This window comes from Candidatus Bathyarchaeia archaeon, from assembly GCA_035283685.1.
Lineage (GTDB): Archaea > Thermoproteota > Bathyarchaeia > Bathyarchaeales > Bathyarchaeaceae > DATETJ01.
In genome coordinates, this window is sequence record DATETJ010000002.1 from 303423 (window position 1) to 326502 (window position 23080).

Sequence of the window (23080 nt, forward strand, 5' to 3'; positions counted from 1 at the left end):
AGTCTAAGGCTTGCTCTCCTTTTCTACTTCCTTCATCGTGTCGATTAGGATGTCTAGGGCTGAGTCTGCCAAGTCTTTGGTTATGACTAACGGTGGTGCCACTCGGATTGTGGATTTACCGCAAGTTATGACAACAACGCCGCGTTTCCAACTGCGCATCATTATTTCCTCCGCCTTCTTTGGCGCATGGGCTTTCGTCTTCTTGTTTTCAACGATTTCAGCGCCTATCATCAAGCCTTTGCCTCGCACGTCGCCTAGGATTTCGCTTTTTTCTTTTACTTCGTTCAGGCGTTTCATGATGTGGTTGCCTTGCTTGACTGCGTTTTCCATCAACCGTTCTTTTTCAAGTATGTCCATGACAGCGAGCGATGCTGCGCATGCCACTGGGTTGCCGCCAAATGTGGACGCGTGGGTTCCGCCTTCCCAATCCATAACCTTAGATCGAGCAATGATGGCGCTCAAGGGCAAGCCTGAGGCTAGTGACTTTGCCATGCAGATGATGTCGGGTTCAATCTTCCAGTTTTCTATGGCGCAGAACCTGCCGGTTCGTCCGACTCCAGCTTGCACTTCGTCGTCGATCATTAGTATGCCATATTTGTCTGCAAGCTTTTTCAGTCGTAGGAAGAATTCGGGTGGAGGCACAACGTAGCCGCCTTCGCCTTGAATTGGTTCGAAAACGAAAGCCGCCGTGTCCTCAGGTGGCACATATTTCTGCAAGACATACTCATCTATGAAATCTACGCACCATATGTCGCAGTCAGGATAAGTCAATTTGTAGGGACAGCGGTAGCAGTAGGCGTAGGGCACATGGGTTACGCCGGGCACCAACGGAAAGAAGTGCCTGCGCTGTACAGGCTTGCTGGAAGTGAAGGAGACGGCGCCCATAGTTCTGCCGTGAAATGCGCTGATAAACGCGATGAACAGTTGTCGACGGGTGTGCCATCGAGCCAGCTTAGCTGCGCCTTCGATTGATTCGGCGCCGCTGTTACCGAAGAAAACTTTTTTCTCCCATTTGCCGGGTGTTAACGAAGACAGCTTCTCACCCAAGTCCACAACTTCACGGTACAGGAAGTCTGTGATGGAGTAGTGGAGGTAGCGGTCGCACTGCTTCTTAATGGCGTCAACAACTTTGGGATGATTGTGTCCCACGTTCAGGCAGACAAGTCCTGAGTTGAAGTCGATGTATTCGTTGCCGTCGACATCTCGGAGAATGCAGCCGCTTCCGCCTTCGATGGCTAATGGGTAGAACCTTACAAATGATTGTGAAATGACGCGTTCATCACGTTTAGCCAGCTCCCGTGCTTTGGGACCGGGAGGTCGAACCACGATTTTTGGATAATCAGCCATTCTCTCATCCATCCTTGAAAGAGTATCCGTTAAGCAACGTTGGGTTTTATAGGCGTTTCTGTCGAAGAACAGCAAAAACGATTATCAGAATGACTCAGACGGCGGCAAACTCATGAAGCCGTAACCAAAATAAGGTCTGACTATGTCTGGGCTTTCGTAGCTGTTATTTCAATAGTGGAAACGTTGGATCTTCGACCGTCCTGCCCTGTTACTTCTTCAGTCCCGATTTTGATGTCCACCAGCTTCAAGTCTTTGACAAAGGATCTCCTAAGCACTTCAATAGTGTCAACAGCTCTGCTGATTGCTCTTCCCCGCGCTTTAATGCACACTTTGGCTCCTCCAACGTTGAAGAAGGTGAGGCATGCGATCACGTAGTTCATCACGGGTTTTTTGCCGATGAACACAGTGTTTTCTTCAGCTCGGTGAGGTCTTTCAGGCTGCTTAGGTTTTTCTTCTGACACATCTTCTCCTCCTATTGTCATGTTCCTTGGTGTGGAGAGTCATAGTCATTGTTGTAGCTTCTTATATTTTTCCCACGAGGCATCAACCCAACGCTTCAACTCATCAATGTCTTCCGGAGTCATGGAGTCAAAGCGCCCCTGATGCTTCAGGTATTCTTCAAGTGGTTTGCGCTTGGCTTTATCTACCAGAGCAGTGCTGGGTGAACTAAACTCGAGCTTGCCGTTCACGATTTCGTAGAGCGGCCAAATTCCTGTTTGAACTGCTAGTCTTCCGAGTTCAACCGTTTTTTCGGTTGAGTAACGCCATCCAGGCGGGCAAGGAGTCAAGACTTGAATGTATTTTGTGCCAACAAACATTTTCGCCTTTTTCAGTTTGTTGACAAAATCGAGTGGATAGGAGATGCAGGCTGTGGCAACGTAGGGTATCCCATGGGCAGCCATTATCATGGGCACATCTTTTTTGTGTTCTCGCTTGCCAGTCGGCGTGGTTGTTGTACGTGATCCAAACGGCGAAGAGCCGCTGCGTTGAAAACCTGTATTCCCATACGCTTCGTTGTCGTAGCACACGTAAATGAAGTTGGTTCCTCTCTCAGCTGCGCCTGACAAAGCCTGCAAGCCAATATCAACAGTGCCACCGTCTCCAGCCCAAGCCAGCACATTAACGTCTTTTATGCCTCTGGCTTCATAGGCTGCAACAACTCCAGACGCGGCTGCGGCTGCGGCTTCAAATGCAATGTTGAGGCACGGGGTATCAAACGCAGTGAAGGGATAGGCACTGTGCAGCACTGACGTGCAGCATGCTGGAACAACGAACACTGTTTTCGGTCCGAGCGCTTTTTGAGCCAGTCTGATTGCAACTGTGGCTCCGCATCCTGTGCATGCAGCGTGTCCAGGAAGCAAGCCTTCTTGCGTGGGAAGTTCCTTTAATGTTGCCATGGTTTTCACTCTCTTAAGCCTATCCAGTTGACCTCGCGTTCAACTTTCCCAGCCTTCAGATACTGATACGACTTGTTTGCCATGTTCTCGATGTCGTGGATTGTGACGTCGCGGCCGCCTAAGCCAGCAATGAACCCTGTTGCTAGCGGTCTGTCTTTCTCATGGTAGAGTGAGGCTTTGGTTTCCGTGTGGAGCGGTCCTTCCATACCGTAGGAGACTTGACGGTCGATTATGGTTAAGATCTGTGCGTTTCGAGCGATGTTCTGAATGTCGTCTTTGGGAAAGGGTCTGAAAACCCGCACTCGAGCAGCGCCTACTTTGCGTCCTTGTTTTCGTAGGCTGTCAACTGCGAGTTTGGCTTCGCTTCCGATGGTGCCCATTGACATTATGATGTTGTCAGCGTCTTCGCATCGGTATTTTTCGATGTGTCCGCCGTGTTCAATGCCGAATTTCTTTCCGTATTCCTTGTCTACTTGTGGGATAAGCTGTCTAGCGTTTTCCAAAGCATCGTACATGAATGACCTGAATTCCATGTACCATTCAGGATATACGATGCTGCCGTGGGTGACGGGTTTCTCAACATCGAGCTCCCAAGGTGGACTGTAAGGTGGCAAGAAATCGTCTATATCCCTTTGGTCTGGAATCGTCACGGGCATTGAGGTGTGTGATAGTATGAAGCCTTCGAAGCAAACCATAGCGGGCATATAGACCCGTTTGTCTTCACAGAGCTTGTAGGCTTGAATAATGGTGTCAAAAATTTCCTGATTATCAGCGCAGTAGTACTGAATCCAGCCTGTGTCTCGCTGTGAAAGCGAGTCGCTGAAATCAGCCCAGATGTTCCACGGTGGACCCATAGCACGGTTAACTACAGCCATAACAATAGGTAAGCGTGCAGCCGAAGCCCAGTGAAGCATTTCGTGCATAAGTGCCAAGCCATGCGCAGATGTTGCCGTGAACGCGCGTGCTCCTCCCACAGCAGCACCTATACATGCGGCCATGGCGCTGTGTTCGGATTCAACTCGGATGTACTTGGCATCCATCTCTCCGGATTCAACAAGCTCAGCTATCTGCTCCACCACAGTTGTTTGAGGTGTAATCGGGTAGGCGGCGATAACTTTGGCTCTTGCAGCCTTGCAGGCTAGCCCTGCTACACGGTTGCCTGTTTCAACTATAACCTGGGTCATTACGTGCCTCCCTCCCGTTCCATTACGATGATTTTCATCGGGCATTCGTGTGCGCATATTCCGCAGCCTTTACAGTATTCGTAGTTGATTTTGGGCACGTTGTCTGGGTTGAGTTCGATGCAGGCGTCGGGGCAGTAGATCCAGCATATTCTGCATTTGGTGCATTTTTCCAAGTTGATGGCGGGTCTGAATGTTCTCCATGATCCAGTGTTGCTTGTGCTTCCAGCACGCGGACGAGACAGTGGTGTGAGCGGCATTTCATGTCTTTTTTTTGGGGCGTTTGCCATCGGCGCCACCAATGGTAGAAGTAGAGTTTAGTATAAGGTCAAGGGTTAAAGGGTTTCGCATACGTGCTGATAAACATCACTTAATGGATTCTACCAGTTCTTGACTAAACGTTCATAAGCCAAAGCGGCGGCTTGGGCGTTCTTTTCTCCAGCTGCGCCATGCCACACTTGCCGTATGGCGTCGAGCACGCTTTCCAGCTTTACTTCTTCTGTAGCTTTGGCGAAGGCTCCAAGCATAGTCGTGTTCAGGATTGGCAACCCCGCAACCAGAAGCCCCAGTTCAAGAGCTATGCCTGTTGCGTCAACCGTGGCAACGCGACCACGTTTGAAGTTTAATTCCTCCGGCTTCTTTCGCGTGTTCACAACGATCACGCCGTCTTTCTTCAGACCATCGGTGACATCAACTAGGTCCAGAAGCCCAGAGTCTAAAACAATTACATAGTCCGGGGTGTAGATCTGGCTTCGAACCAGAATAGGCTCATCGGACAAACGGGCAAACGCCTTAACTGGCGCTCCACGACGTTCAGCGCCGAAGAACGGAATAGCTTGCACCCATTTGCCTTCCTTAAAAGCGGCACGAGCCAACAGCTCAGCGGCTGTGACGCCGCCTTGTCCACCGCGACCGTGAATCCGAATCTCTTTCAGCACCACGGTTTTGCTCCATCTCGTAGAGTCTGAGAGAAGGTGTTCTCCATATTTAGTTTTGCCCTTTAAGATGTGGCTTCATGCTGGAAATCCTTATATCAACGTTTAATCTCTTGCAAGAGGTTCTAGTAGGTAAAGACAGGTAAATGTTAGCTGAGATTCGCTGGCATGGAAGAGGCGGCCAAGGCATCGTTAGCGTAAGCCGCTTGCTAGCTGAAGCCGCATTAATGGACAAGAAACACGTTCAATCTTTTCCTGAGTTTGGACCTGAACGCTCTGGCGCTCCGGTGCGAGGGTTCACACGGATTTCAGATGAACCCATTAGCATCCACAGTCAGATCTACAATCCGAATATTGTCGTCGTTGTTGATCCAACGTTACTAAGCACAAATGTGACAGCCGGTTTGGCTGAGAAAGGCACCATAATCGCGAACACAGAAAGTAACATAGATGAACTGAAGGAGATTTTGTCAGTTCAAGACGCACGTGTTTATGCTGTCAACGCCAAGAAGATAGCGCTCGATGTTTTGGGGCGACCCATCTACAATACAGCCATGTTAGGTGCGCTTCTGAAAGTCGCACCTCTCGTGGCTTTCGAGTCAATCGAGAAAGCCGTAAGAGCTCGTTTTCCTGGAACCTTAGGCGAGAAGAATGTTGAAGCCATGAAACGAGCCTACGTGGAGGTTGCTGGAAAGTGACAACTGAAAACAAGGCTGGCTGGAAATCTCTTGAGCCAGGCGCTGTTGTTACTGAACCCGGCTCTTCGCAGAACTATAAGACTGGCGACTGGCGAGCCTTCAGACCCGTTGTAACCAAGGAGAAATGCGTCAACTGCTTAATCTGCTGGATCTACTGCCCAGACTCCGCGATTATCAGACAGGAAAAATGGGTTGAAATCAACTACGATTTCTGCAAGGGCTGCGGCATCTGCGCCAAAGAATGCCCAAAACTAGCGATTTCAATGGGAGATGAATTAAGGTGACAGCGATAGGCTTAACTGGAGATGAAGCCGTTGCCCACGCAGCTAAGCAGAGCAAGGTTGACATTGTGGCTGCGTATCCGATTACGCCTCAAACCATTATTGTGGAAAGGTTCAGCAAGTACGTAGCCGATGGAGAAGTGCACACTGGATACGTCTGCGTCGAGTCAGAACACTCAGCTCTGTCAGCCTGCATTGGTGCCAGCCTAACTGGAGCACGAGTTTTCACGGCAACATCAAGCCAAGGCTTGGCACTAATGCACGAAATGATGTACATTGCCTCTGGCCTCAGATGCCCAATCGTGATGGGAGTCGCTAACAGAGCCTTATCTGCGCCGATTAACATTCACGGCGACCATTCGGACATGATGGGGTCAAGGGACAGCGGCTGGATCCAAATCTACGTTGAAAACGCGCAAGAAGCATACGACTGGACGATTCAGGCATTCAAGATTGCTGAAGACAACAACGTGCAGCTTCCCGTTTCCGTCAACCTAGACGGCTTCATAATTACGCATTGCATGGAAGGCGTGGACGTCGTTGACGATGTTGTTGTTGCCAAATTCCTGCAGACGAGAACTCCGCTTTTCAAGCTTGATCCAGAGAAGCCGATTACAGTTGGAGCCCTGTGCTTCACAGACTACTACTACGAGTTTAAGCGACAGCAAGTTGAAGCCTTAACCAACGTTCGCCCAGTGCTAAATAGAGTAGCCAAAGAATACAAAGGCGTCTCAAGTAGAAGCTACGGCGTCCTCGACACTTATGGAATGGATGACGCTGAAGCAGCAGTCCTCTGCCTCGGAAGCACCGCTGGAACCGCACGCGAAGTAGCATACAAACTCAGAGGGCAAGGAAAGAAAGTTGGCGTCGTAAAGATTTGGCTGTATCGCCCCTTCCCCATCGACGAAGTCAGAGCCGCCTTAAAGAACGTGAAAGCGCTGGCAGTGTTTGACAAAGCCATCAGCTTCGGAGCTCAATACGGAGCAGTTTGCGCCGATGTGGTTTCAGCGCTGCACACAGCTGAAAAACGTCCTGAGATCTTCAATGTGGTTTTCGGATTAGGCGGCAGAGACATCAAGCCGTCTGACATTGAGTCTGTTTTCAACGAAGCCTTAGAGACAGCCAAGACTGGCGTGGTTAAGCAGGAAACGATGTTCTTGGGGGTGCGAGAGTAATGGTCGTCTTAAAGGAATTACCGAAGGAAGAACTGTTCGCTTCAGGCCACAGATTATGCGCTGGCTGCGGCGAAGGCACAATCAACCGAATGACCATGAAAGCCCTCAGAGGCCCAACCGTGATCATCGCAGCCACAGGATGCAACGAAGTCGCAACCACGATTTATCCTTACACTTCATGGAAGCTGCCATGGGCACATGTAGCCTTTGAAAACGCAGCGGCAGTTGCCTCAGGCGTGGTGGAAGCATACAAGGCTATGGCGCGGAGAGGCGCTGGACAACAGCAGATCGACGTTATAGCTATGGCTGGAGACGGCGGCACATACGACATAGGCCTCCAAGCCTTAAGCGGAGCTCTTGAGAGAAGACACGACTTCCTGTACATATGCTTGGACAACGAAGCATACATGAACACGGGAATTCAAAGGTCTGGATCTACACCGCACGGAGCCGACACTACAACAAGTCCAGCGGGCAGCGTCATTCCAGGCAAGCCTGAGTGGAAGAAAGACTTGATCGGCATCTGCGCCGCTCACGGAATCGAGTACGCAGCAACAGCTTCACCTGCTTATTGGAACGATTACATGACAAAGGTACGCAAAGGCATCGAAGTCAATGGACCCGCAGTCATCAACGTGCTGTCCCCCTGTCCCCTAGGCTGGCGCCACGACTCCTCACTAAGCATTGAACTGGTCAAGTTGGCGGTTGAAACCCGCTACTTCCCAGTTTACGAGTTTGAACGCGGCAAATACAAGCTGAACCTAAACGTGCCGAAGCCTAAGCCGGTAGAGGAATTTCTGAGAGTGCAGGGAAGATTCGGACACTTATTCAAACCCACCTATAGAAAAGACATAATCGACGAAATCCAACGAGACGTAGACACCAACTGGAACCGAATCCAGAAACTCTGTACAAACTAGCCTTATCGGCTATACTGCCACGACAACGGCTACATCACAAACATTTGTCTCTGTTGGTCCTGTAAACACAAGATCGCCCAGCTTCGAGAAGAACGTGTAAGAATCATTGTTTGCCAAGAATTCTCGCGGGTTCAACTTCAAATCGTGAGCACACTGCAGAGTTTTACCATCCGCTATCGCTCCAGCAGCATCAGTCGGTCCATCAACACCATCGGTGCTTGCTGAGGCAATAGCCACTCCATCCATGTTGCCAATTTTGAGCGCGGCGCCAAGCGCTATCTCCTGGTTTCTACCTCCCTTTCCCTTCCCAACAACTGTGACCGTGGTTTCTCCCCCAGCAACTATGCCAGCAGGTTTCGACACGGGGTTTCCAGACTCTACAATCTCCTTTGCCATCGAAGCCAGCACAGTGCCCACATCTCGGGCTTGACCCTCAAGAGCTGACGTTAGAAGCAACGAGTTAAGCCGCGCCTTCCTCAAACTGTTGCAAGCTGCGTGACTGGCTGTGAAGTTGTTTCCAACAACGATGTTATGAACTTTCCTGAAAACTTTGTCGCCCGGCTTAGGAGTCTCGGGAATCAATCCCTTCTCGCCATCAGTCAGAACCTTTCGAACCGAATCTGGCGTTTGACTCCATAGTTCGTGATGCTCCAAAATTTCAGCTGCATCGTGAAACGTGGTTGTGTCGGGCACAGTTGGACCTGACGCTATGAAATCAAGCGGGTCGCCCACAACGTCAGAGAGAATCAGATTGACAACCGTGGCAGGATACGCCTCCTTCGCCAGCCATCCACCCTTCAACTCAGAAATATGCTTACGAACAGTGTTAATCTCAGTGATCGTAGCACCTGACTTCAACAGGGCGTCAGTTACCTTTCTCTTATCTTCTAACGAGACATCGCCACGAGGCTGAGGCATCAGACTTGAGCCGCCACCCGAGATCAGGCAGACCACGAGGTCATTTTCTTTGGCTTTGCCCACCAACTCCAACATGTGACTTGCACCTTTTGCGCCCGCCTCGTCAGGAATGGGATGGCTGGCTCGTTGCAGCTTCACTTTACCCGTCTCATAGGGTGGGCACGAGTAGGGCACGTTCACGGCGCCTCCCTTAATGCGGTCTCCAAGAAGCTCAAAAAGTGCTCCAGCCATGCATCCGGAGGCTTTGCCGCCGCCAACAACATACACGTTCTTGAATCTGCCCAAGTTAAATGTGAGATTATCCACTTTGAGCGTGTTGCCTGTGACTCTAACCTTCGACTTAATAATGAATTCTGGGTCGACTGCTTCTAAGGCGGCGTTGAGAGCGTCTATGGCTAATCGTCTGGCTTTTCGGTCAAGGCTTGACCCAGCGTTGTTCAACAATTCATCAGCGTTCTTGATCTTCACCATGCTTGACTCACACAGGCATGTCAGTGCGTATGCGGAGTTCATTTTATGATTGGTCGCAAACGTAATAAGTTTGCGTGTATCATACACAGCGACCCCATTCCATAAACAAAGATGTGAAGTCACATGCCGAAACCCAAGGTTTACGTCACACGAGACATGCCCGAACGTGGACTGCGCATCATCAAGGAGAAATTTGACGCCGAAGTGTGGCCAGACTACGCTCCTCCGCCCAAGAAAGTCATAATTGAAAAAGCTGCGAGAGCCGACGCGCTGGCAACGCTTCTTTCCGACAAGATAGACTCTGAAGTTTTCGACGCAGCGCCAAAGCTCAAAATTGTCGCTCAGATGGCTGTGGGATTCGATAACATTGACATCCCAGAGGCGACAAAACGAGGAATCTGTGTCACCAACACTCCAGGCGTCTTGACCGAGACAACTGCTGACTTTGCCTGGACTCTGTTAATGGCAGTGGCAAGGAGAGTTGTCGAAGGCGACAAGTATGTCCGCACGGGACAGTGGAAAGTAGGCTGGCATCCGATGATGCTGCAGGGAAGAGACATCTACGGCGCCACTTTGGGCATTGTGGGGCTCGGGCGAATAGGCTGCGCCATTGCGATGAGAGCCAAAGGCTTCAACATGAAAGTGCTCTATCACGACGTGGTTAGAAGACCTGATTTTGAGAAGGAATACGGCATAGAATACGTGAACATAGACCATCTCTTCAAGAACGCCGACTTCATCACCGTCAACGTGCCCTTGATGAAAGAAACCCATCATCTAGTCAACGAGCAGAAGTTGAAAATGATGAAGAAAACCGCCTACATCATCAACAACGCTCGCGGTCCAGTGGTCGATGAGAAAGCATTGTACAAAGCATTGAAGGAAGGATGGATTGCAGGAGCAGGCTTAGACGTTTTTGAGCAGGAGCCCATACCTTTGGACAGCCCGTTGCTGAAGTTGGGAAATGTGGTTGTGGCACCGCACATTTCAAGTGCCAGCTATGAAACGCGATCAAAAATGGCTGAAATGGTCGCAGAGAACCTAATCGCATTCTTCGAGGGAAGAACGCCGCCTAACTTGGTCAACCCTGACGCTGTGAAGATGAAGAAGAGGGGTTAGAGACCCTAATATACATCGAAACACAACCATTCGTACAGGTAGTGCGGGTGACAAGAGCAAGCAGGAAACTCGTATTCTACGTTGACACCGAATGCTCCTTTTCCACAGAAGGCAAGTGCTCCTACTACTCGTCAGGACAGGCTCAGAAGCAAGCAGCGAAAGGACGCAAACAGCTCTGGAACCGCGACTGCTGCCCAACGGTCTACGTCAAAACTGGCCGCAACAAGTACACAGGCTTCTGTCCCACACGAGGCGGCGCGTTTGGCGAACAACTCCCAACCGTAGGAGGCCCAAGTCCGAGTGCGTTGAGGGTTGAATTGTTGCCACTTAAAGACGAGTCGTGGGCAGAAACCGTTGAAAGAGCCGCTAAGACCGCATGCGCAACCAAATGCTAGGAAACTGCAAACGTTAAATAACCTATCCTAGTTTTACTCTGGCTTCTAGGTGGTCAAGTTGACACAAGTGTTTGCTAAAAGAATGGATGGACTAGGGACTGAAACAGCTTTTGAAGTGCTCGCGAAAGCCAAAGCACTCGAGAAACAGGGACGCAGCATAATCCACTTGGAAATAGGCGAGCCAGATTTCGACACGCCCAGTAACATTAAGGAAGCAGCCGTCAAAGCCATGAAGGCTGGTTACACTCATTATGTTCCCGCCGCAGGCATCCCAGAATTGAGAGCAGCAATTGCTGAGTATCTTTCGAAAAGCCGCGGCATCAACGTCGATCCAGACGAAGTTGTCGTAACCCCGGGCGCCAAGCCGATCATATTCTTCAGCATCCTAGCCCTCGTGGAATCCGGAGACGAAGTCCTGTATCCAAACCCAGGCTTTCCAATTTACGAGTCAATGGTCAACTTTGTGGGAGCCAAGCCTGTTCCAATGCCGTTGAAAGAAGAGAACGACTTCGCCATCAACAACGACGACACAGCCGATAAGATAACAAAGAAAACGAAGATGATTATCCTCAACTCGCCAGAGAACCCGACGGGCGGTGTGCTTACAAAAGAAAATTTGGAGGTCATAGCTGACCGCATAAAGGGCAGAGACGACGTCTTAGTCCTCACCGATGAAGTTTACAATGAGAGCGTTTATGAAGGCAAACACTTGAGCATCGCTTCGCTGCCAGAAATGAAAGACAAGACCATACTGCTAGACGGTTTTTCTAAAACATACGCCATGACTGGTTGGCGACTGGGCTACGCCGCCATGAGAAAGGATTTGGCTCAAAAAGTGGCGCAGCTGATGATTAACTCCAACTCGTGCACATGCGCGTTCACCCAGATGGCGGGAGTCGAAGCTTTACGGGGACCACAGGACGAGGCCAAGAGATTTGTTGAGGAGTTCAGGCGAAGACGCGAAGTCATAGTCGACGGCTTGAACAAGATCAAGGGCATCACGTGCAAAAAGCCCCGTGGCGCATTCTACGTGTTCCCAAACGTCAATAGCTTCGGGATAGAAGCAAAGAAAATCGCAGACCACATTCTGCAAGACGCTGGAGTAGCCGTTTTATCGGGAACAGCCTTTGGCTCCTACGGCGAAGGCTACCTGCGACTGTCATTCGCCAACTCCGTCGAGAACATAAAGAAGGCAATGGAAAGGATTTCCGAATCAGTGAAGAAACTCTAACAAACTAGAGCAACACGAGCAAAGCCACCAGAACAGCGGCTGCAAGCGGAAAGAGAAAAACAGCTAAGTTCTTAGCTCTTCCCATAGCTCTGTCCAAAAGCGTCGACAGCGCGGCTATCTGCTCTTCTCCAATCACCTTAACATTTGAGACCGTGCCAGTTGCCCAAGCCGCTTCCACTTGCTCCAGATTCTCCAAAGCTTTTCTCGTTGCTTCCTTAATGTGCCCGATGAGGATGTCGTGATCCATGACTTCGCCAACTGGATGGTAGCCTCGGGCGTTCATAACAACAGCATTAACCATGTGTGTGTCTGTCGTGAAAACTTCGCCGCCGCTTATACCGATTTCAACGAGCGCCTCCAAGATTTTTTCGCGCACCCCCGTAATCATGTTGTTGCCGTCGATGGTGACGTAGGCCGTTGTCTGGTCGCCAACTTTTACTACGAGTACGGCTATGCCTCCGGGTCCCATGCCTTCCTTCAAACCAAACTGCGTTGGCTTTACCCTCGAAACTCCAACTTGCAGGTCGGCGGTTTTCAGTTTGGACGTTTTTTGAAGACATGCTAGCGCTGCTTCCTTCAAGGGTTTAACGGCTTCATCGACTCTAAAGGGTCCGTTGATGCTGTTGTGAGCGTCCACAGCGATCGCGGTTGAGAAGCCATTGCTTTTTGCAGACTTGATAATCACGTCATTTAATTCGGGCGGCAGATCTTCCATGGTTTCAGGCGCAAGCGTCAAGGCAACAAGCGCACAGTTATTGAAGACTTGACATCCTACGCTGGCTCCATTCTTCTTAATGTGCAGAAACTGCGTGGCCCCTTTTCCGAAGTCTGAAACGTCGCCTAGGTTAAGCGTCTTCTCAAGTACGCGCTCATTCTCAGCCTGAGTTGCAAGGTCAAGATTATGCCCAGATAATCCGTGTGGAACCATTGCCACGCAATTCTTGAGTTTATCTTCAACAGCGTTTTGGATCAGGTACGGGAGTCCGCTGCTGCCGATGTTCTTGAAAGGCCCAGGATGAAACGCGGGAACAATCACCGTTGCCTTAACATTGTCCTTATTGTTTCGGAACGACAATTGCGATATCTGTATTTCACTTTGTTGGCTGAATCGCTCGAATAACCGCTCAAACGGTGCGTTCAAGTCTTCGGTCCAGTTAGCCAAGAACGCTCTAAGAACCAAGAAGGAACGCACGCCTAGAATGGACACGCCGACACGATCAATGGAGTAAATGTAAACCGCAATACTAGCCACTGTTGCGACTACCGAGAGCAAAGAAAAAGCCAGCAAAGACGTGTCCAAGCTAAGTACGCTTACCGCTGATGCTGTATAAACAACAGAAACCGTGAACAACAGCCACTGGAATCCCGCAAAAAAGGCGATTTTGGGCAGCCCGGCAAACGAGATTGCCAAAAGTACTAGGAGGCGTAGAGCCACAGCAGCACACAAGCCTAACACAAAGAACTTGAACCACACTCCGGGAGCAATAGAATTTGTGAGGACTCCCACAAGCATGACAACAAGCCAAAGGAGAATCGAATAGACGGATAAAGCGGAGCACCGCCTGCTGCTCAAGACAGGATCAATCTTCGCACTGGTGACATGTATGACAGAATCGGTTGTCAGAGTCAAAACGAAGAATGTTGCCCCAAGGATCAGACCAAGTAGCAAGCCGTAAGGCTGTGACAACTGAAGTGCGGTAGATATAAGAATCCCCCCAAACACGCATGCTGCAAACAGCTCGACAATCAAAGTTCTGTGCGATGGCAATGCGAATAGGGCAGAGTAGCGTTTCACCGTTTTGTCGATGTATTCGTTCATAGACTGCTTTGCAGCCAAGGTGCATTCTCCATTTTGAAGGGTTAGTCATAGCATCAAAGGATGTTCAAAAAGGTTACTCGACGTTCGGCGATGGGCTATGGACACGGTTTGCGCTGTTTCATCAAAAGCTCCAAAGTGGAATCGACATTTTTTGCATGGAAAAACGCTAAGAAACAAACAAGTCTGGGCTGCGCTACGATTGAGTTCGAAGGTTACTGACTTCTTGTCGGCTGGTTTGTGTAGGGCTACATTGGTTGAGATAGAGTTTTATGCAGGTTGAGTAGCAGTAGAGTAATTGCTGGGTGGTTATGTCCGAAGGCGGCAGCGTCCCACCAAGCGTATTCCACATGTTCGAGAAAAATGTGGGACGCCGAGTACTCGTTATTGTTGAGTCCCAATACGGCTACGAAGGAGTATTGGCCGCGGTTACGCACGAGCCGCCAGGCATTTGGCTGTCCAACGCTTTTGCTGTCACACTGCGCACAACCATTGCTCAACCTTTTCCACAGGTTGTAACCAGAGAAGACAAGAGCGAAATCTTCGTCAATGTTCGCAGCATTCAGCGACTCGAAGTGTTGCACAAGGGCAAGTAAAGCTGCTTGAGGAGAAAAAGTGCGGGCGCAAATTCAACGCTTTAAGTGAGAGGAAAGTCTTTAGCTATTTCGGGGATCCCGCACAAAGGCAGAATTTGGCACACAGTCGGCATAAAATAGTTACGGTTTCTTTCCCCAATTGAGCCTGTTTCAAGGCGCAAAGAACATTCTGCCGATGATAGCGCCAAGTATGAGCGACACAGCCAAGGCGACAACAATCTCAGGTCTAATCTTAATTCCCTGAGTTTCTTCCTCAAAGAAACGCAGCAGACCAGCGCTCGCCGCAGGCATGGGTGCACTTCTTTCCCGCCGCTTTTCCCTTCGACTCAATGTACACTCACCTTAAGACTCACTCGTACTGGTTTGAAAGCATCTAATTAATGTTCCGTCACTGCGAAGGAAGTTGCAGGAGACGCAGCGTGCTCCTGAAACCGCAACTGTCAAAAACGTTGTCGCTGAATCGGAAATTGGTAAAGTTTTATCTCTCTGATGGATGGTGATTATAGGGTTTCTAGGAGCATCTAAGTAATGTCAGCTCGCGAAGCTTATGAAAAGACGTTTGCACTGTTACAACAACATCATAAATGGTTTCAAGAATCCATCCCGCTTATAGCCAGCGAAAACGTGCCTAGCCCAGCGGTTCGAGAAGCCTTAACCACGGATTTTGGCAATCGATACGCGGAAGGCTGGCCCGGCGAACGCGTCTATGCAGGCTGCGTTTACATTGACCAAGTAGAGCTCATATGCAGCGACTTGATGAAACGTTTGTACAAGGCTGAGTTTGTGGACGTCCGCCCAATCTCAGGCGTGGTCGCTAATCTGGTTGTGTACACGGCGTTTACCGAGCCCGGTGATGTCATGATGGCGCTGTCCATTCCAAGCGGCGGTCACATAACTATGGGCAAGAAGGAGTTTGGCGGAACTGCAGGCGCGGTGCACGGTTTAAATGTGGAGTATTTGCCGCTTGACTACAAGGAAATGAACATTGACGTTGACAAGGCAAAGGAGAGAATCGGCAAACTCGCAAAAGAGGGCAAGCCGCCCAAACTTGTGATGTTTGGCGGAAGCGTTTTCCCATTCCCCCATCCAGTCAAAGACCTAGTTTCAACCATTCACGATGTAGGCGCCACGGTAGGCTACGACGCAGCTCACGTGGCAGGTTTGATTGCAGGCGGAGTGTTTCAAGATCCGTTACGCGAAGGCGCAGATGTGATGTCGTTGAGCACACACAAGACTTTCTTTGGTCCACAGCATGGCGGAGTGCTGTCATGGGACAAACACGCAGACAAGATTAAGCGAGCCACGTTTCCAGGCATGGTTAGCAACCATCATCTGCATGCATTGGCAGGAGTGACCATAGCGTGCGCTGAGATGCTGGAGTTTGGACGCGACTACGTTCGCCAAATCGTCAAGAACTCGAAGGCGTTGGGGCAGGCTTTGCATGAACGCGGTTTAAACGTTCTGGCAGAGCACAAAGGCTTCACAGAATCACACGTAGTCATAATAGACATAACCAAGCAGGGCGACGGCGGAACCATAGAAGAACAGTTAGAGAAAGCGAACATTATAATCAACCGGAACCTGCTGCCATGGGACATCAAAGAGGGACGACATTTCATGCATCCAGGCGGAATACGCCTTGGCGCTTCAGAGATTACAAGGCTAGGCATGAAAGAAAGCGAGATGAAGGAAATAGCCGACTTCATAAAACGAGTAGTCATTGACAAAGAATCGGTGGACAAAGTCAAGGAAGACGTAATAGCCTTCAGAAAGGATTATCAAAAGGTGCACTACTGTTTTGAAAACGCCACCGAAGCGTACAAATACGTCAAAATCCGCTGAACCACTAACTATATGGACGATTGGACACAGCAACAGATCAAAAGAAGCATTTCTTGAATTACTACGAGGACACCAAGTCCAAGTCTTAGTTGACGTTCGCAGCTTCCCAACATCCAAGGCTAAGCATTTCAAACGTGAAGAAATGGAACGATGGCTACCAGAAAACGGTGTGGAATACGTGTGGCTAGGAAAGGAGCTTGGAGGCTACCGTGCAGGCGGCTATCAAAAGCACATGAGAACCAAGCTGTTCAAGGACGGAATGCAGAGACTGATCGAGATGGCTGCACAAAAGCGAGCTAACATCATGTGCATGGAGCCTAACCCAAGATATTGCCATCGCCACTTCATATCAGCCTACTTGGAGAAAAAACATGTTCAAGTCATCCACATCATCGCCAAGACGCAGACCAGTCTCCTTAAGTTCTAAGCCTGTCCCTTTTACAGAAGCTAATGTGCGACTACGTTTAGACATAGAGGCTGATAGATTGCATATCCAAGAGTTTCAGGCCATGATGAAACGCATCTATTTCCTTCGCGATTCGCAGCGCGGCGCAATGGGCACATTAAACTGGCTGAAGGACGAGGTTGAGGAACTGGAAGAGGCATTAGAAGGAAACAACAAGAAGGCATTAGAGGACGAGTTCGCCGACGTTTTGGCTTGGCTGACGTCCCTCGCAAACGTTGTCAACCTGAATCTCGAAAAAGCAGCCACATCCAAGTATGATAATGTATGTCCAAAATGCCGAAAAGCACCTTGCGAATGCCCTCAGCTGAAATGAGTTCAGCCCGCGCTCCTTGCTGTCATTTTGAGGTTGATTGCTGCTGAAGTTAAGATAAGAGCAGCGCCCACGTACTGAATCACGGAAATGAACTCGCCAAAGAATATCATCGCCCAAAATGTGTGGAGCAGCGGGTCGCCCAGAAGAAGCATTCCTTCGGTGGTAGGTGAAACCTCCTCAGCACTCACATAGTTCAGCAACCCATATGGAAGAACGGTGCTGAACAAACCAAAACAGAACAACAGAACCAGCTGTTCAAGGTCTGGCGTCGAGAAGCCAACGAACAATGGCTCAACGCTGAAGTTTCTAAAGACCACCCATGCGATCGAGAGCACAGGGATGGCAAACAAGAAAGTTTGGAACAGAACCTGAAAAGGCGTGTACTCACGCGTCGGCGCCTGCCTTTTCAACCAAAGGTAAACCGCATACAACAAACCTGCAAGAACGGGAAGCACAATGCCCAAATTGATTTCCGGGTTAGCTACGTTCAAACCTGAGACAAAAAAGGCGCCTGCAACACCCAAGACAACGACGGCAGCATTGACAACGGTTACTTTCTCCTTCCGAGTCGAGAAAGCAATCACCGCTGTGAAGATTGGCTGAGTGTAGACAAGTGCCACAGAGACTGCAATCGGTGTGCCGAAGGCTATAGCCGACAGCCCAGATAAAGCGAAGAAGGCATACGTGAAACCAATTGTGGCGAAGAAAGGAACGTCTTTCTTCTTAGTCAGAAGCAACCTCCGCCTAAACAACATTGCGAGAGTCAGTATGAGGAAACTGAAGACTAGACGAAAGAACAACTGCTCGAAACTCGACATCCCCGTGTCTTTCAACACTGTTGCGAATATCAGGATGAAGCTGAAGCCCAAAGTTGCCAAGATCACATAGATCTGACTTCGATTCAATCAGGAAACCTTCCAGAATACGAGTCCAACACTCTCTCAACCCCAGAGCCTTTACTCGCTTTCAATGTACTATATAAGAAAAGCGCGAGCACTCTCACCGAATCCCAAAAGGCTTTTCTTTCATTTCAACCCATAACAGTGGCTCAACTGAGGAAGACTGTATGGCAAGAAGACCTTCCGAAATATGGGGCGCGATTTGGGTCGGCGTCCTGCTTGTTGGTCTAGGCATGCTTTTCTATCTAGACAACATCAATGTCATAGACTTCTTTCCCGGAATACTCATTCTGGTCGGCATTCTGATTCTGATTGGCGGCCTCATCAGATGGGGCTCGGGCGGACGCCAGGCATAATCGAGGGCTCCAGAACATGTTTCTAGATCCTAGGCAAGCGTTCTGGTACATTATCGGAGGGCTGCTTCTCCTTTCTGCCGGTCTCATAACCGTTTCTGGTGTCACCATTCCCTATGCGCTGCCAATAATGCTAGCTTTGGCTGGCGGAATCATAATTACTGCAGGGCTACTGGGCTTCAGACCGACCTTTCCAGCGTTTGCAGTCTTCATGATTGGAATAGTCGCCTTCGGACTAGTTGCTTCTGGACCTGCTGGACTAACGGCTTACACAACAGTCGAAACTTATGAGCTTTCTCGGGCGCAGGCTCCTGCAGTTGAAGAAGTGGATTTGTCAATCGCGGTGGGCACTGGCTCCATAAAACTCTCCTTCACAAGCAATCAAAGTCAGATTTACAGGGTAGTTTTCACAAAACAATACGGCATATTTCTTAACCCCTCAGTCGGCTTCACGTACTCAGTCAACGCTGAAGAGTTGACCGTGAACGCCACATCAACAGCCGTGACAGTCGACATAACGCTTAATCAAAACTTGAAAAGCCGGCTTCACCTCATAGCCTCCACAGGCAACATACAAGCCGATGTCCCAGCAGCCGCAACAAGAGTGGAAAGGCTGATTCTCACAGCAACTACAGGCAACGTCCAAGCAGATCTGGCCAATACAGAGCAGTTGCGAGAACTGGAGGCAACCACAGCCACTGGAAGCATCGAGGCGACGATTAAATCGTCATTTCAAACCAGAGACGCCACGGTGCAGCTGAAGACTTCAACAGGGTTAGTCAAATTGAACCTGACCGTAACCAACATCGAATCCGACATCGTAGCGTCGACGACTACAGGAAGGGTGAACGCAGACGACACTATTGGATTTACGATTGTAGCCAAATCATCGACAAGCTTTCATGCTCAAACGCCAGAGTACGCCACGTCACCATTCAGGCAACTTGATATAACGGCAACCACTACGACAGGAAACGTAGACATAACAGCACGCCACAGCTAGCATCTTCATCACCCCATATTTGGAAGACGTTGTTGACCGACGCCGGTCAGCTGCCAAACATAAGGTTTCTTTTGGTTCTTTCGGACAATGACCCTTTCAGCCTCAAGCAACCGCAGGTGATGAACGACCACGTTATAGCTGAGCCCGCCGGAGCCCATCACGCCTTTAACATCAGACTCCTTTTTCTCCAAGACCTGCAATATTCGGGTTCGTGCAATCAACCCCAGCCTCACGTTTCGCTTGCGAGACAGAAACGCTCGAGGATGAAAAACACGTTTCACTTTTCGCCACATCCACTGAGCTAGGCTACGAAGTCTTTCAGGCTCACCTGCTTTGGCTTTTTGCCTTCAAACAGAGAATCGATCTCTTCGCGTACCATGACAAGGCGCTGCGAGTAGTATTGTGGCAAGTTGTACTTGCGAATCAGATGTTCGGCAGCGTCCAGATATTTCTCGATGCCGCCACGATAAACCGTCAGAGTTAAAGCGCCGCCGCATTCAGTGCACTTGCCTTTTAGCGGCGTACGCCTGAATTTCTTATTGCATCCCTTGCAGCGAAAACCCTGCGTCGAAAAAGCCCGAAGGTTGCCTGCGATGTCTCGCATGAAATGCGTAGTTAGAACCTTCCACGCTACACGTCGGGCATCAACCGCGTCAATTCTTTCAGCCAAGCTAAGCTGCGCGTTCAACTTGTCTATCATTCTGCCCAGTTTCTTGTACATGCTTTCCTTGTTACCCATGTTAATATCAGAGACAGGTGTAGTATAGCCATAACCTTCAAACTGGCTTTCCAGACCCAATCGATGATCAACCATGTCAATCAAGCCTCGCACACTGTGAGGCGATGCCCCTTCCAACGTTTTTTCATAGAACGCCAAAGGGTACGCTGAAGCCACATCAACCTCGTGAGCTTGACGCTGCACCTCAAGAGGGTTCACTGTTGGAATGATGAACAAAGGCGCATCCATTATTCCTCCGATTTGAGCAGGCAGAAACACCTTAGAAAAGTTCAGAATCGTATCCAAAGCCAGCATCAAAGCGTCCTCGTCGCCGTCGCAATCACGCCGTTTAGCCGAATGCCACAGCGGATGGGTGTAGCATAGGCTTAGCTCTGTGAAGCCTACGACTCTTCCAAGAATGCCCACCGATGTATGTGGTGCCAAGCCGATGACAAGATGACCGATTAGATCTTCAGTACCCTTGGCGTCATAATAAGCTTGAAGACCATACACTTTCTCCAGTAGCTCATCCACGAAAGCAGCTACGTTAACGAAGTACTCAGCGCATCTCCGCGATATGATGACGTCTTGCGCCTTCAACTCGCAGATTTGATCAGATTTAACCAAGGGCTCGCCATGCTGATCAATGGCGTAACCCAGTTGACGAAGCTTCTCAACGGCGACACCGACCTCCGCGGGTTTGAAATGTGTCAAGGGCGCATTCGTGGCGTCAAACCGTATGGTGCCATCCTTATACACTGAAAGATCGCGTCTTGCTCTCAGAAGCCCCTTCTCCAAGGTTTCAGGCGTCTTGGTTTCATTCATTAATCCCTTGACAGCTTTAATCAACTCAGGCTGCGAAACAGCCAACCTCTCACAAGTCTCATTAACTAACTGTCTCAGGTCAACCAGCTGTTTCTCAAAGCTTCTCGCTGACCTGCCACATGCTGGGCATGTCTCGTCTTTGACAACACGTTTGCATTGAGGACAATACTTCTCACACACGGTTTCAACGCGACAACTAGGACATGTCAGCCTGAAGGTAAACTCACGGCACACAGGGCAACGCCGCCGCACCAAATCCACTGAAACGCTGCCTTTTCCCATAGCAACAATTAAGTTGCGGTGAGAACCACCAGACAAGCCAATGGGAAACAAGGCATGGACCAGAGGACGCATTTCTCGCCTTTTGGCTTTCTCAGGACGCCCCATCCTAGCTCCTAAGAACGTTGGCGCCTTCTCCCTGACAATAATTCCTGAAATCTCATGGATGATTTGGCAAGCATCTTTGGATTCAGGCAATGGCAAATCCTCAGTGTTCCACGCCAGACAAGCCGCAAATACTTCCGCATCGTCGCCGGCAACTACTATCTTATCGCCATTAACACGATGTGGAATGCACAGTTTTTCCAGCAACTTCTTCACAGCATCTTCCTTTGCCCCAGCAACCTCTTGAACAACGTCACCTTCAACGCGAACCTCCGAGTTTCGAAGCCAAACTCTCAACCGTCCAAAATCTTCCTGATTGAGGCTTTTCCAAAAGTATGTGTAGCGCGGATAAAGTGGAACCCTCAGGATTGAAGTGAGCATCAAAGCCTCATGTCCACTTATGTGGTCGGAGAATCCGTCGTTCATCAAACCGCTGAGTCGACTCGAAGAAAGCTGGAGTTTGGAGGATGCCAATTCCAAGTTGCCGTTGAAGTGCCGCTGGATGGCAGCTCTGAGTTCCTGAGCCCACCATTCCTCAGTTATACCCGAAGGATACAAGGGTTTGTTATTGTATAGGAAGTCGCCAAAACTAACCAGAATGTCGCCGACAAACAGCACGCGGTCAATCTGATCTTTAAGAGACTCAAAATTCTCCAAGGAGACACGAACAACCGAGTCATCTTTAAGGCGCACTATGGGCGTTTCGATACCGTCAACGGGCAGAACCACTCCTGCCTTCCCCGGCGCTTCAATGCGAAGCTGAGTGCCAGCCGCCAAGAAACGTTGAAGAACAAGCATTGTAGCTGGGTGAATGCCCATGGCGGCTAGACCTGTGTTTCTAGCTCTTCCATAACGCAGCCTGAAGCCACCGTGGCTGGATGGAAACGAGAACACAGGCCGCCCAGCGATCACGTCTTCCATGAAGCCCACGCTTCTCTTCTCCTGAATCTGCCTCACCCTCTTGAGCCAGTCCCATCCTTCAATCCCAAGCTTCTCGATCACAGTCCAAGCCTTGGTTGAACGTCCAACGATTCCATCGTTCACGACCCGTAGAGCACCACCTCTAACACAGTTTGTCTCTATGCGAGGCAGGTTGCGAAAGGAAGAAACCTCGAAACGGTCCGATTCGATGCCCGTTACTTCCACGGGAAGCAATTCTAAGGCGTTCTTTAGCTCGTCATCCGAAACCTTGTATTGAAACCTACCGATCGAACGCTCGTAGAGCCGCAGCTCCTCAGTGAAACGCGCAATCTCCTCGGGCAGAGGCTTGTACCTTTCCAGCCCAAGCAGCCGGCGAACGAAATCAGCGACAACCAAGGTCAATGCCTGGTCAGTTCCGCCAGCTGAACGTATAGGTCCAGCAAAATACACAGCCAGATACTTCGATTTGTCAGGGTTCTCTTTGATGGCGACACGAGCCACACCTTGAAGAGGCGCAGCAGTTATCCCCTCAGTCAATATAGCTAGAGCTGTTCTCACAGCCTGTTCAGCCGCAGCTTGGGCTTGCAGATGTCCGAACTTGCCGTACACGATTTCCTCTGCAATTTTGAAAGCTAACTCCTCTCGTGGCAGACTCTCGCTTAGTTCCCGTATGCTTTCCGCCACACCAGGCGGACCCACGAGTCCTTCAACGAGCCCTGCAAGATCCTTTGCGATGTCAATTTCAGGTCGAGCGACGGGGTCAAGATGCTTCTCTCGTGCTTTCTCGGCAATTTCAAAGAGTTGATTAAGCTTGGCTTCCAGAGACGTCGCGTACTCTCGGTACTCTCTGCTCATCTTTATGCTCAAAGCGTGCCC

25 protein-coding genes are annotated in these 23080 nt (G+C 49.9%); 13 read left to right on the forward strand and 12 right to left on the reverse strand.

The window, feature by feature from the left end; genetic code table 11:
* Positions 1–3: 3 nt before the first annotated feature.
* The 6 genes from VJ249_01740 to VJ249_01765 all read right to left on the reverse strand — a co-directional run bounded on the left by VJ249_01740 (position 4) and on the right by VJ249_01765 (position 4860).
* Positions 4–1347 (reverse strand): acetyl ornithine aminotransferase family protein, encoded by a 1344-nt coding sequence (locus VJ249_01740; GenBank protein HKZ93288.1) that lies wholly within the window; start codon positions 1345–1347, stop codon positions 4–6.
* A gap of 140 nt (positions 1348–1487) precedes the next feature.
* Positions 1488–1808: a DNA-binding protein Alba gene (albA, locus tag VJ249_01745; GenBank protein ID HKZ93289.1), complete on the reverse strand. Its 321-nt coding sequence runs from the start codon at positions 1806–1808 to the stop codon at positions 1488–1490.
* 45 nt (positions 1809–1853) lie between these two features.
* Complete coding sequence (gene porB, locus VJ249_01750; GenBank protein HKZ93290.1) at positions 1854–2744, reverse strand: pyruvate synthase subunit PorB; 891 nt, start codon at positions 2742–2744, stop codon at positions 1854–1856.
* A gap of 5 nt (positions 2745–2749) precedes the next feature.
* Complete coding sequence (gene porA, locus VJ249_01755; GenBank protein ID HKZ93291.1) at positions 2750–3928, reverse strand: pyruvate ferredoxin oxidoreductase; 1179 nt, start codon at positions 3926–3928, stop codon at positions 2750–2752.
* Complete coding sequence (locus VJ249_01760; GenBank protein ID HKZ93292.1) at positions 3928–4215, reverse strand: 4Fe-4S binding protein; 288 nt, start codon at positions 4213–4215, stop codon at positions 3928–3930. The genes porA (VJ249_01755) and VJ249_01760 overlap by 1 nt, the downstream gene beginning before the upstream one ends.
* A gap of 90 nt (positions 4216–4305) precedes the next feature.
* Positions 4306–4860 (reverse strand): pyruvate ferredoxin oxidoreductase subunit gamma, encoded by a 555-nt coding sequence (locus VJ249_01765; protein ID HKZ93293.1) that lies wholly within the window; start codon positions 4858–4860, stop codon positions 4306–4308.
* A 146-nt stretch (positions 4861–5006) separates the two neighbouring features.
* Here VJ249_01765 and VJ249_01770 point away from each other — a divergent pair, with 146 nt between their 5' ends.
* Genes VJ249_01770 through VJ249_01785 form a run of 4 tightly spaced genes read left to right on the forward strand, consistent with a single transcriptional unit; the run spans position 5007 to position 7934 of the window.
* Positions 5007–5558, forward strand: coding sequence for a 2-oxoacid:acceptor oxidoreductase family protein (locus VJ249_01770; GenBank protein HKZ93294.1), 552 nt, complete (start codon positions 5007–5009; stop codon positions 5556–5558).
* Complete coding sequence (porD, locus tag VJ249_01775; GenBank protein HKZ93295.1) at positions 5555–5842, forward strand: pyruvate synthase subunit PorD; 288 nt, start codon at positions 5555–5557, stop codon at positions 5840–5842. The genes VJ249_01770 and porD overlap by 4 nt, the downstream gene beginning before the upstream one ends.
* Positions 5839–7014 carry a pyruvate ferredoxin oxidoreductase gene (gene porA / locus VJ249_01780; protein ID HKZ93296.1) on the forward strand — a complete coding sequence of 392 codons (1176 nt, stop codon included), beginning with the start codon at positions 5839–5841 and terminating at the stop codon, positions 7012–7014. Before porD ends, porA (VJ249_01780) begins: the two co-directional genes overlap by 4 nt.
* Positions 7014–7934 (forward strand): thiamine pyrophosphate-dependent enzyme, encoded by a 921-nt coding sequence (locus tag VJ249_01785; protein HKZ93297.1) that lies wholly within the window; start codon positions 7014–7016, stop codon positions 7932–7934. Before porA (VJ249_01780) ends, VJ249_01785 begins: the two co-directional genes overlap by 1 nt.
* Before the next feature lie 9 nt (positions 7935–7943).
* Here the strand turns inward: VJ249_01785 and VJ249_01790 are convergent, their stop codons facing one another.
* On the reverse strand, positions 7944–9323 hold the full coding sequence (locus VJ249_01790; GenBank protein ID HKZ93298.1) for a glycerate kinase: 1380 nt from the start codon (positions 9321–9323) through the stop codon (positions 7944–7946).
* A 123-nt stretch (positions 9324–9446) separates the two neighbouring features.
* On the opposite strand from VJ249_01790, the gene gyaR reads away from it, so the two are divergent.
* The 3 genes from gyaR to VJ249_01805 are packed head-to-tail and all read left to right on the forward strand — an operon-like array spanning position 9447 to position 12068.
* Complete coding sequence (gene gyaR, locus VJ249_01795; protein ID HKZ93299.1) at positions 9447–10442, forward strand: glyoxylate reductase; 996 nt, start codon at positions 9447–9449, stop codon at positions 10440–10442.
* Positions 10443–10489: 47 nt separating this feature from the next.
* The gene (locus VJ249_01800) at positions 10490–10837 is read left to right on the forward strand and encodes a hypothetical protein (GenBank protein HKZ93300.1); all 348 of its coding nucleotides are present in this window, start codon (positions 10490–10492) and stop codon (positions 10835–10837) included.
* A 58-nt stretch (positions 10838–10895) separates the two neighbouring features.
* Positions 10896–12068 carry a pyridoxal phosphate-dependent aminotransferase gene (locus tag VJ249_01805; GenBank protein HKZ93301.1) on the forward strand — a complete coding sequence of 391 codons (1173 nt, stop codon included), beginning with the start codon at positions 10896–10898 and terminating at the stop codon, positions 12066–12068.
* Between the two features lie 4 nt (positions 12069–12072).
* Here VJ249_01805 and VJ249_01810 read toward each other — a convergent pair whose 3' ends face one another.
* Positions 12073–13905 (reverse strand): DUF2070 family protein, encoded by a 1833-nt coding sequence (locus tag VJ249_01810; protein ID HKZ93302.1) that lies wholly within the window; start codon positions 13903–13905, stop codon positions 12073–12075.
* 284 nt (positions 13906–14189) lie between these two features.
* On the opposite strand from VJ249_01810, the gene VJ249_01815 reads away from it, so the two are divergent.
* The gene (locus VJ249_01815) at positions 14190–14480 is read left to right on the forward strand and encodes a hypothetical protein (protein ID HKZ93303.1); all 291 of its coding nucleotides are present in this window, start codon (positions 14190–14192) and stop codon (positions 14478–14480) included.
* Positions 14481–14630: 150 nt separating this feature from the next.
* On the opposite strand, the gene VJ249_01820 is transcribed toward VJ249_01815, so the two are convergent.
* The gene (locus VJ249_01820; GenBank protein HKZ93304.1) at positions 14631–14810 is read right to left on the reverse strand and encodes a preprotein translocase subunit Sec61beta; all 180 of its coding nucleotides are present in this window, start codon (positions 14808–14810) and stop codon (positions 14631–14633) included.
* Between the two features lie 198 nt (positions 14811–15008).
* Here VJ249_01820 and glyA point away from each other — a divergent pair, with 198 nt between their 5' ends.
* The 3 genes from glyA to VJ249_01835 are packed head-to-tail and all read left to right on the forward strand — an operon-like array spanning position 15009 to position 17101.
* Positions 15009–16322, forward strand: coding sequence for a serine hydroxymethyltransferase (glyA, locus tag VJ249_01825; protein ID HKZ93305.1), 1314 nt, complete (start codon positions 15009–15011; stop codon positions 16320–16322).
* Positions 16279–16749: a DUF488 domain-containing protein gene (locus VJ249_01830; protein ID HKZ93306.1), complete on the forward strand. Its 471-nt coding sequence runs from the start codon at positions 16279–16281 to the stop codon at positions 16747–16749. Before glyA ends, VJ249_01830 begins: the two co-directional genes overlap by 44 nt.
* Before the next feature lie 58 nt (positions 16750–16807).
* Entirely contained in the window at positions 16808–17101 is a 294-nt protein-coding gene (locus VJ249_01835; protein ID HKZ93307.1) for a MazG nucleotide pyrophosphohydrolase domain-containing protein, read from the forward strand.
* A 2-nt stretch (positions 17102–17103) separates the two neighbouring features.
* Here VJ249_01835 and VJ249_01840 read toward each other — a convergent pair whose 3' ends face one another.
* Positions 17104–18006 (reverse strand): DMT family transporter, encoded by a 903-nt coding sequence (locus tag VJ249_01840; protein HKZ93308.1) that lies wholly within the window; start codon positions 18004–18006, stop codon positions 17104–17106.
* A 161-nt stretch (positions 18007–18167) separates the two neighbouring features.
* On the opposite strand from VJ249_01840, the gene VJ249_01845 reads away from it, so the two are divergent.
* Positions 18168–18356 carry a hypothetical protein gene (locus VJ249_01845; protein ID HKZ93309.1) on the forward strand — a complete coding sequence of 63 codons (189 nt, stop codon included), beginning with the start codon at positions 18168–18170 and terminating at the stop codon, positions 18354–18356.
* A 16-nt stretch (positions 18357–18372) separates the two neighbouring features.
* A complete protein-coding gene (locus tag VJ249_01850; protein ID HKZ93310.1) occupies positions 18373–19356 on the forward strand; it encodes a hypothetical protein in 984 nt (327 codons plus the stop codon).
* An 8-nt stretch (positions 19357–19364) separates the two neighbouring features.
* Here the strand turns inward: VJ249_01850 and VJ249_01855 are convergent, their stop codons facing one another.
* Together VJ249_01855 and VJ249_01860 are read right to left on the reverse strand one after the other, a co-directional pair.
* Positions 19365–19637, reverse strand: coding sequence for a hypothetical protein (locus VJ249_01855; GenBank protein ID HKZ93311.1), 273 nt, complete (start codon positions 19635–19637; stop codon positions 19365–19367).
* 20 nt (positions 19638–19657) lie between these two features.
* Positions 19658–23059 carry a DNA polymerase II large subunit gene (locus VJ249_01860; protein HKZ93312.1) on the reverse strand — a complete coding sequence of 1134 codons (3402 nt, stop codon included), beginning with the start codon at positions 23057–23059 and terminating at the stop codon, positions 19658–19660.
* Between the last annotated feature and the right edge of the window lie 21 nt (positions 23060–23080).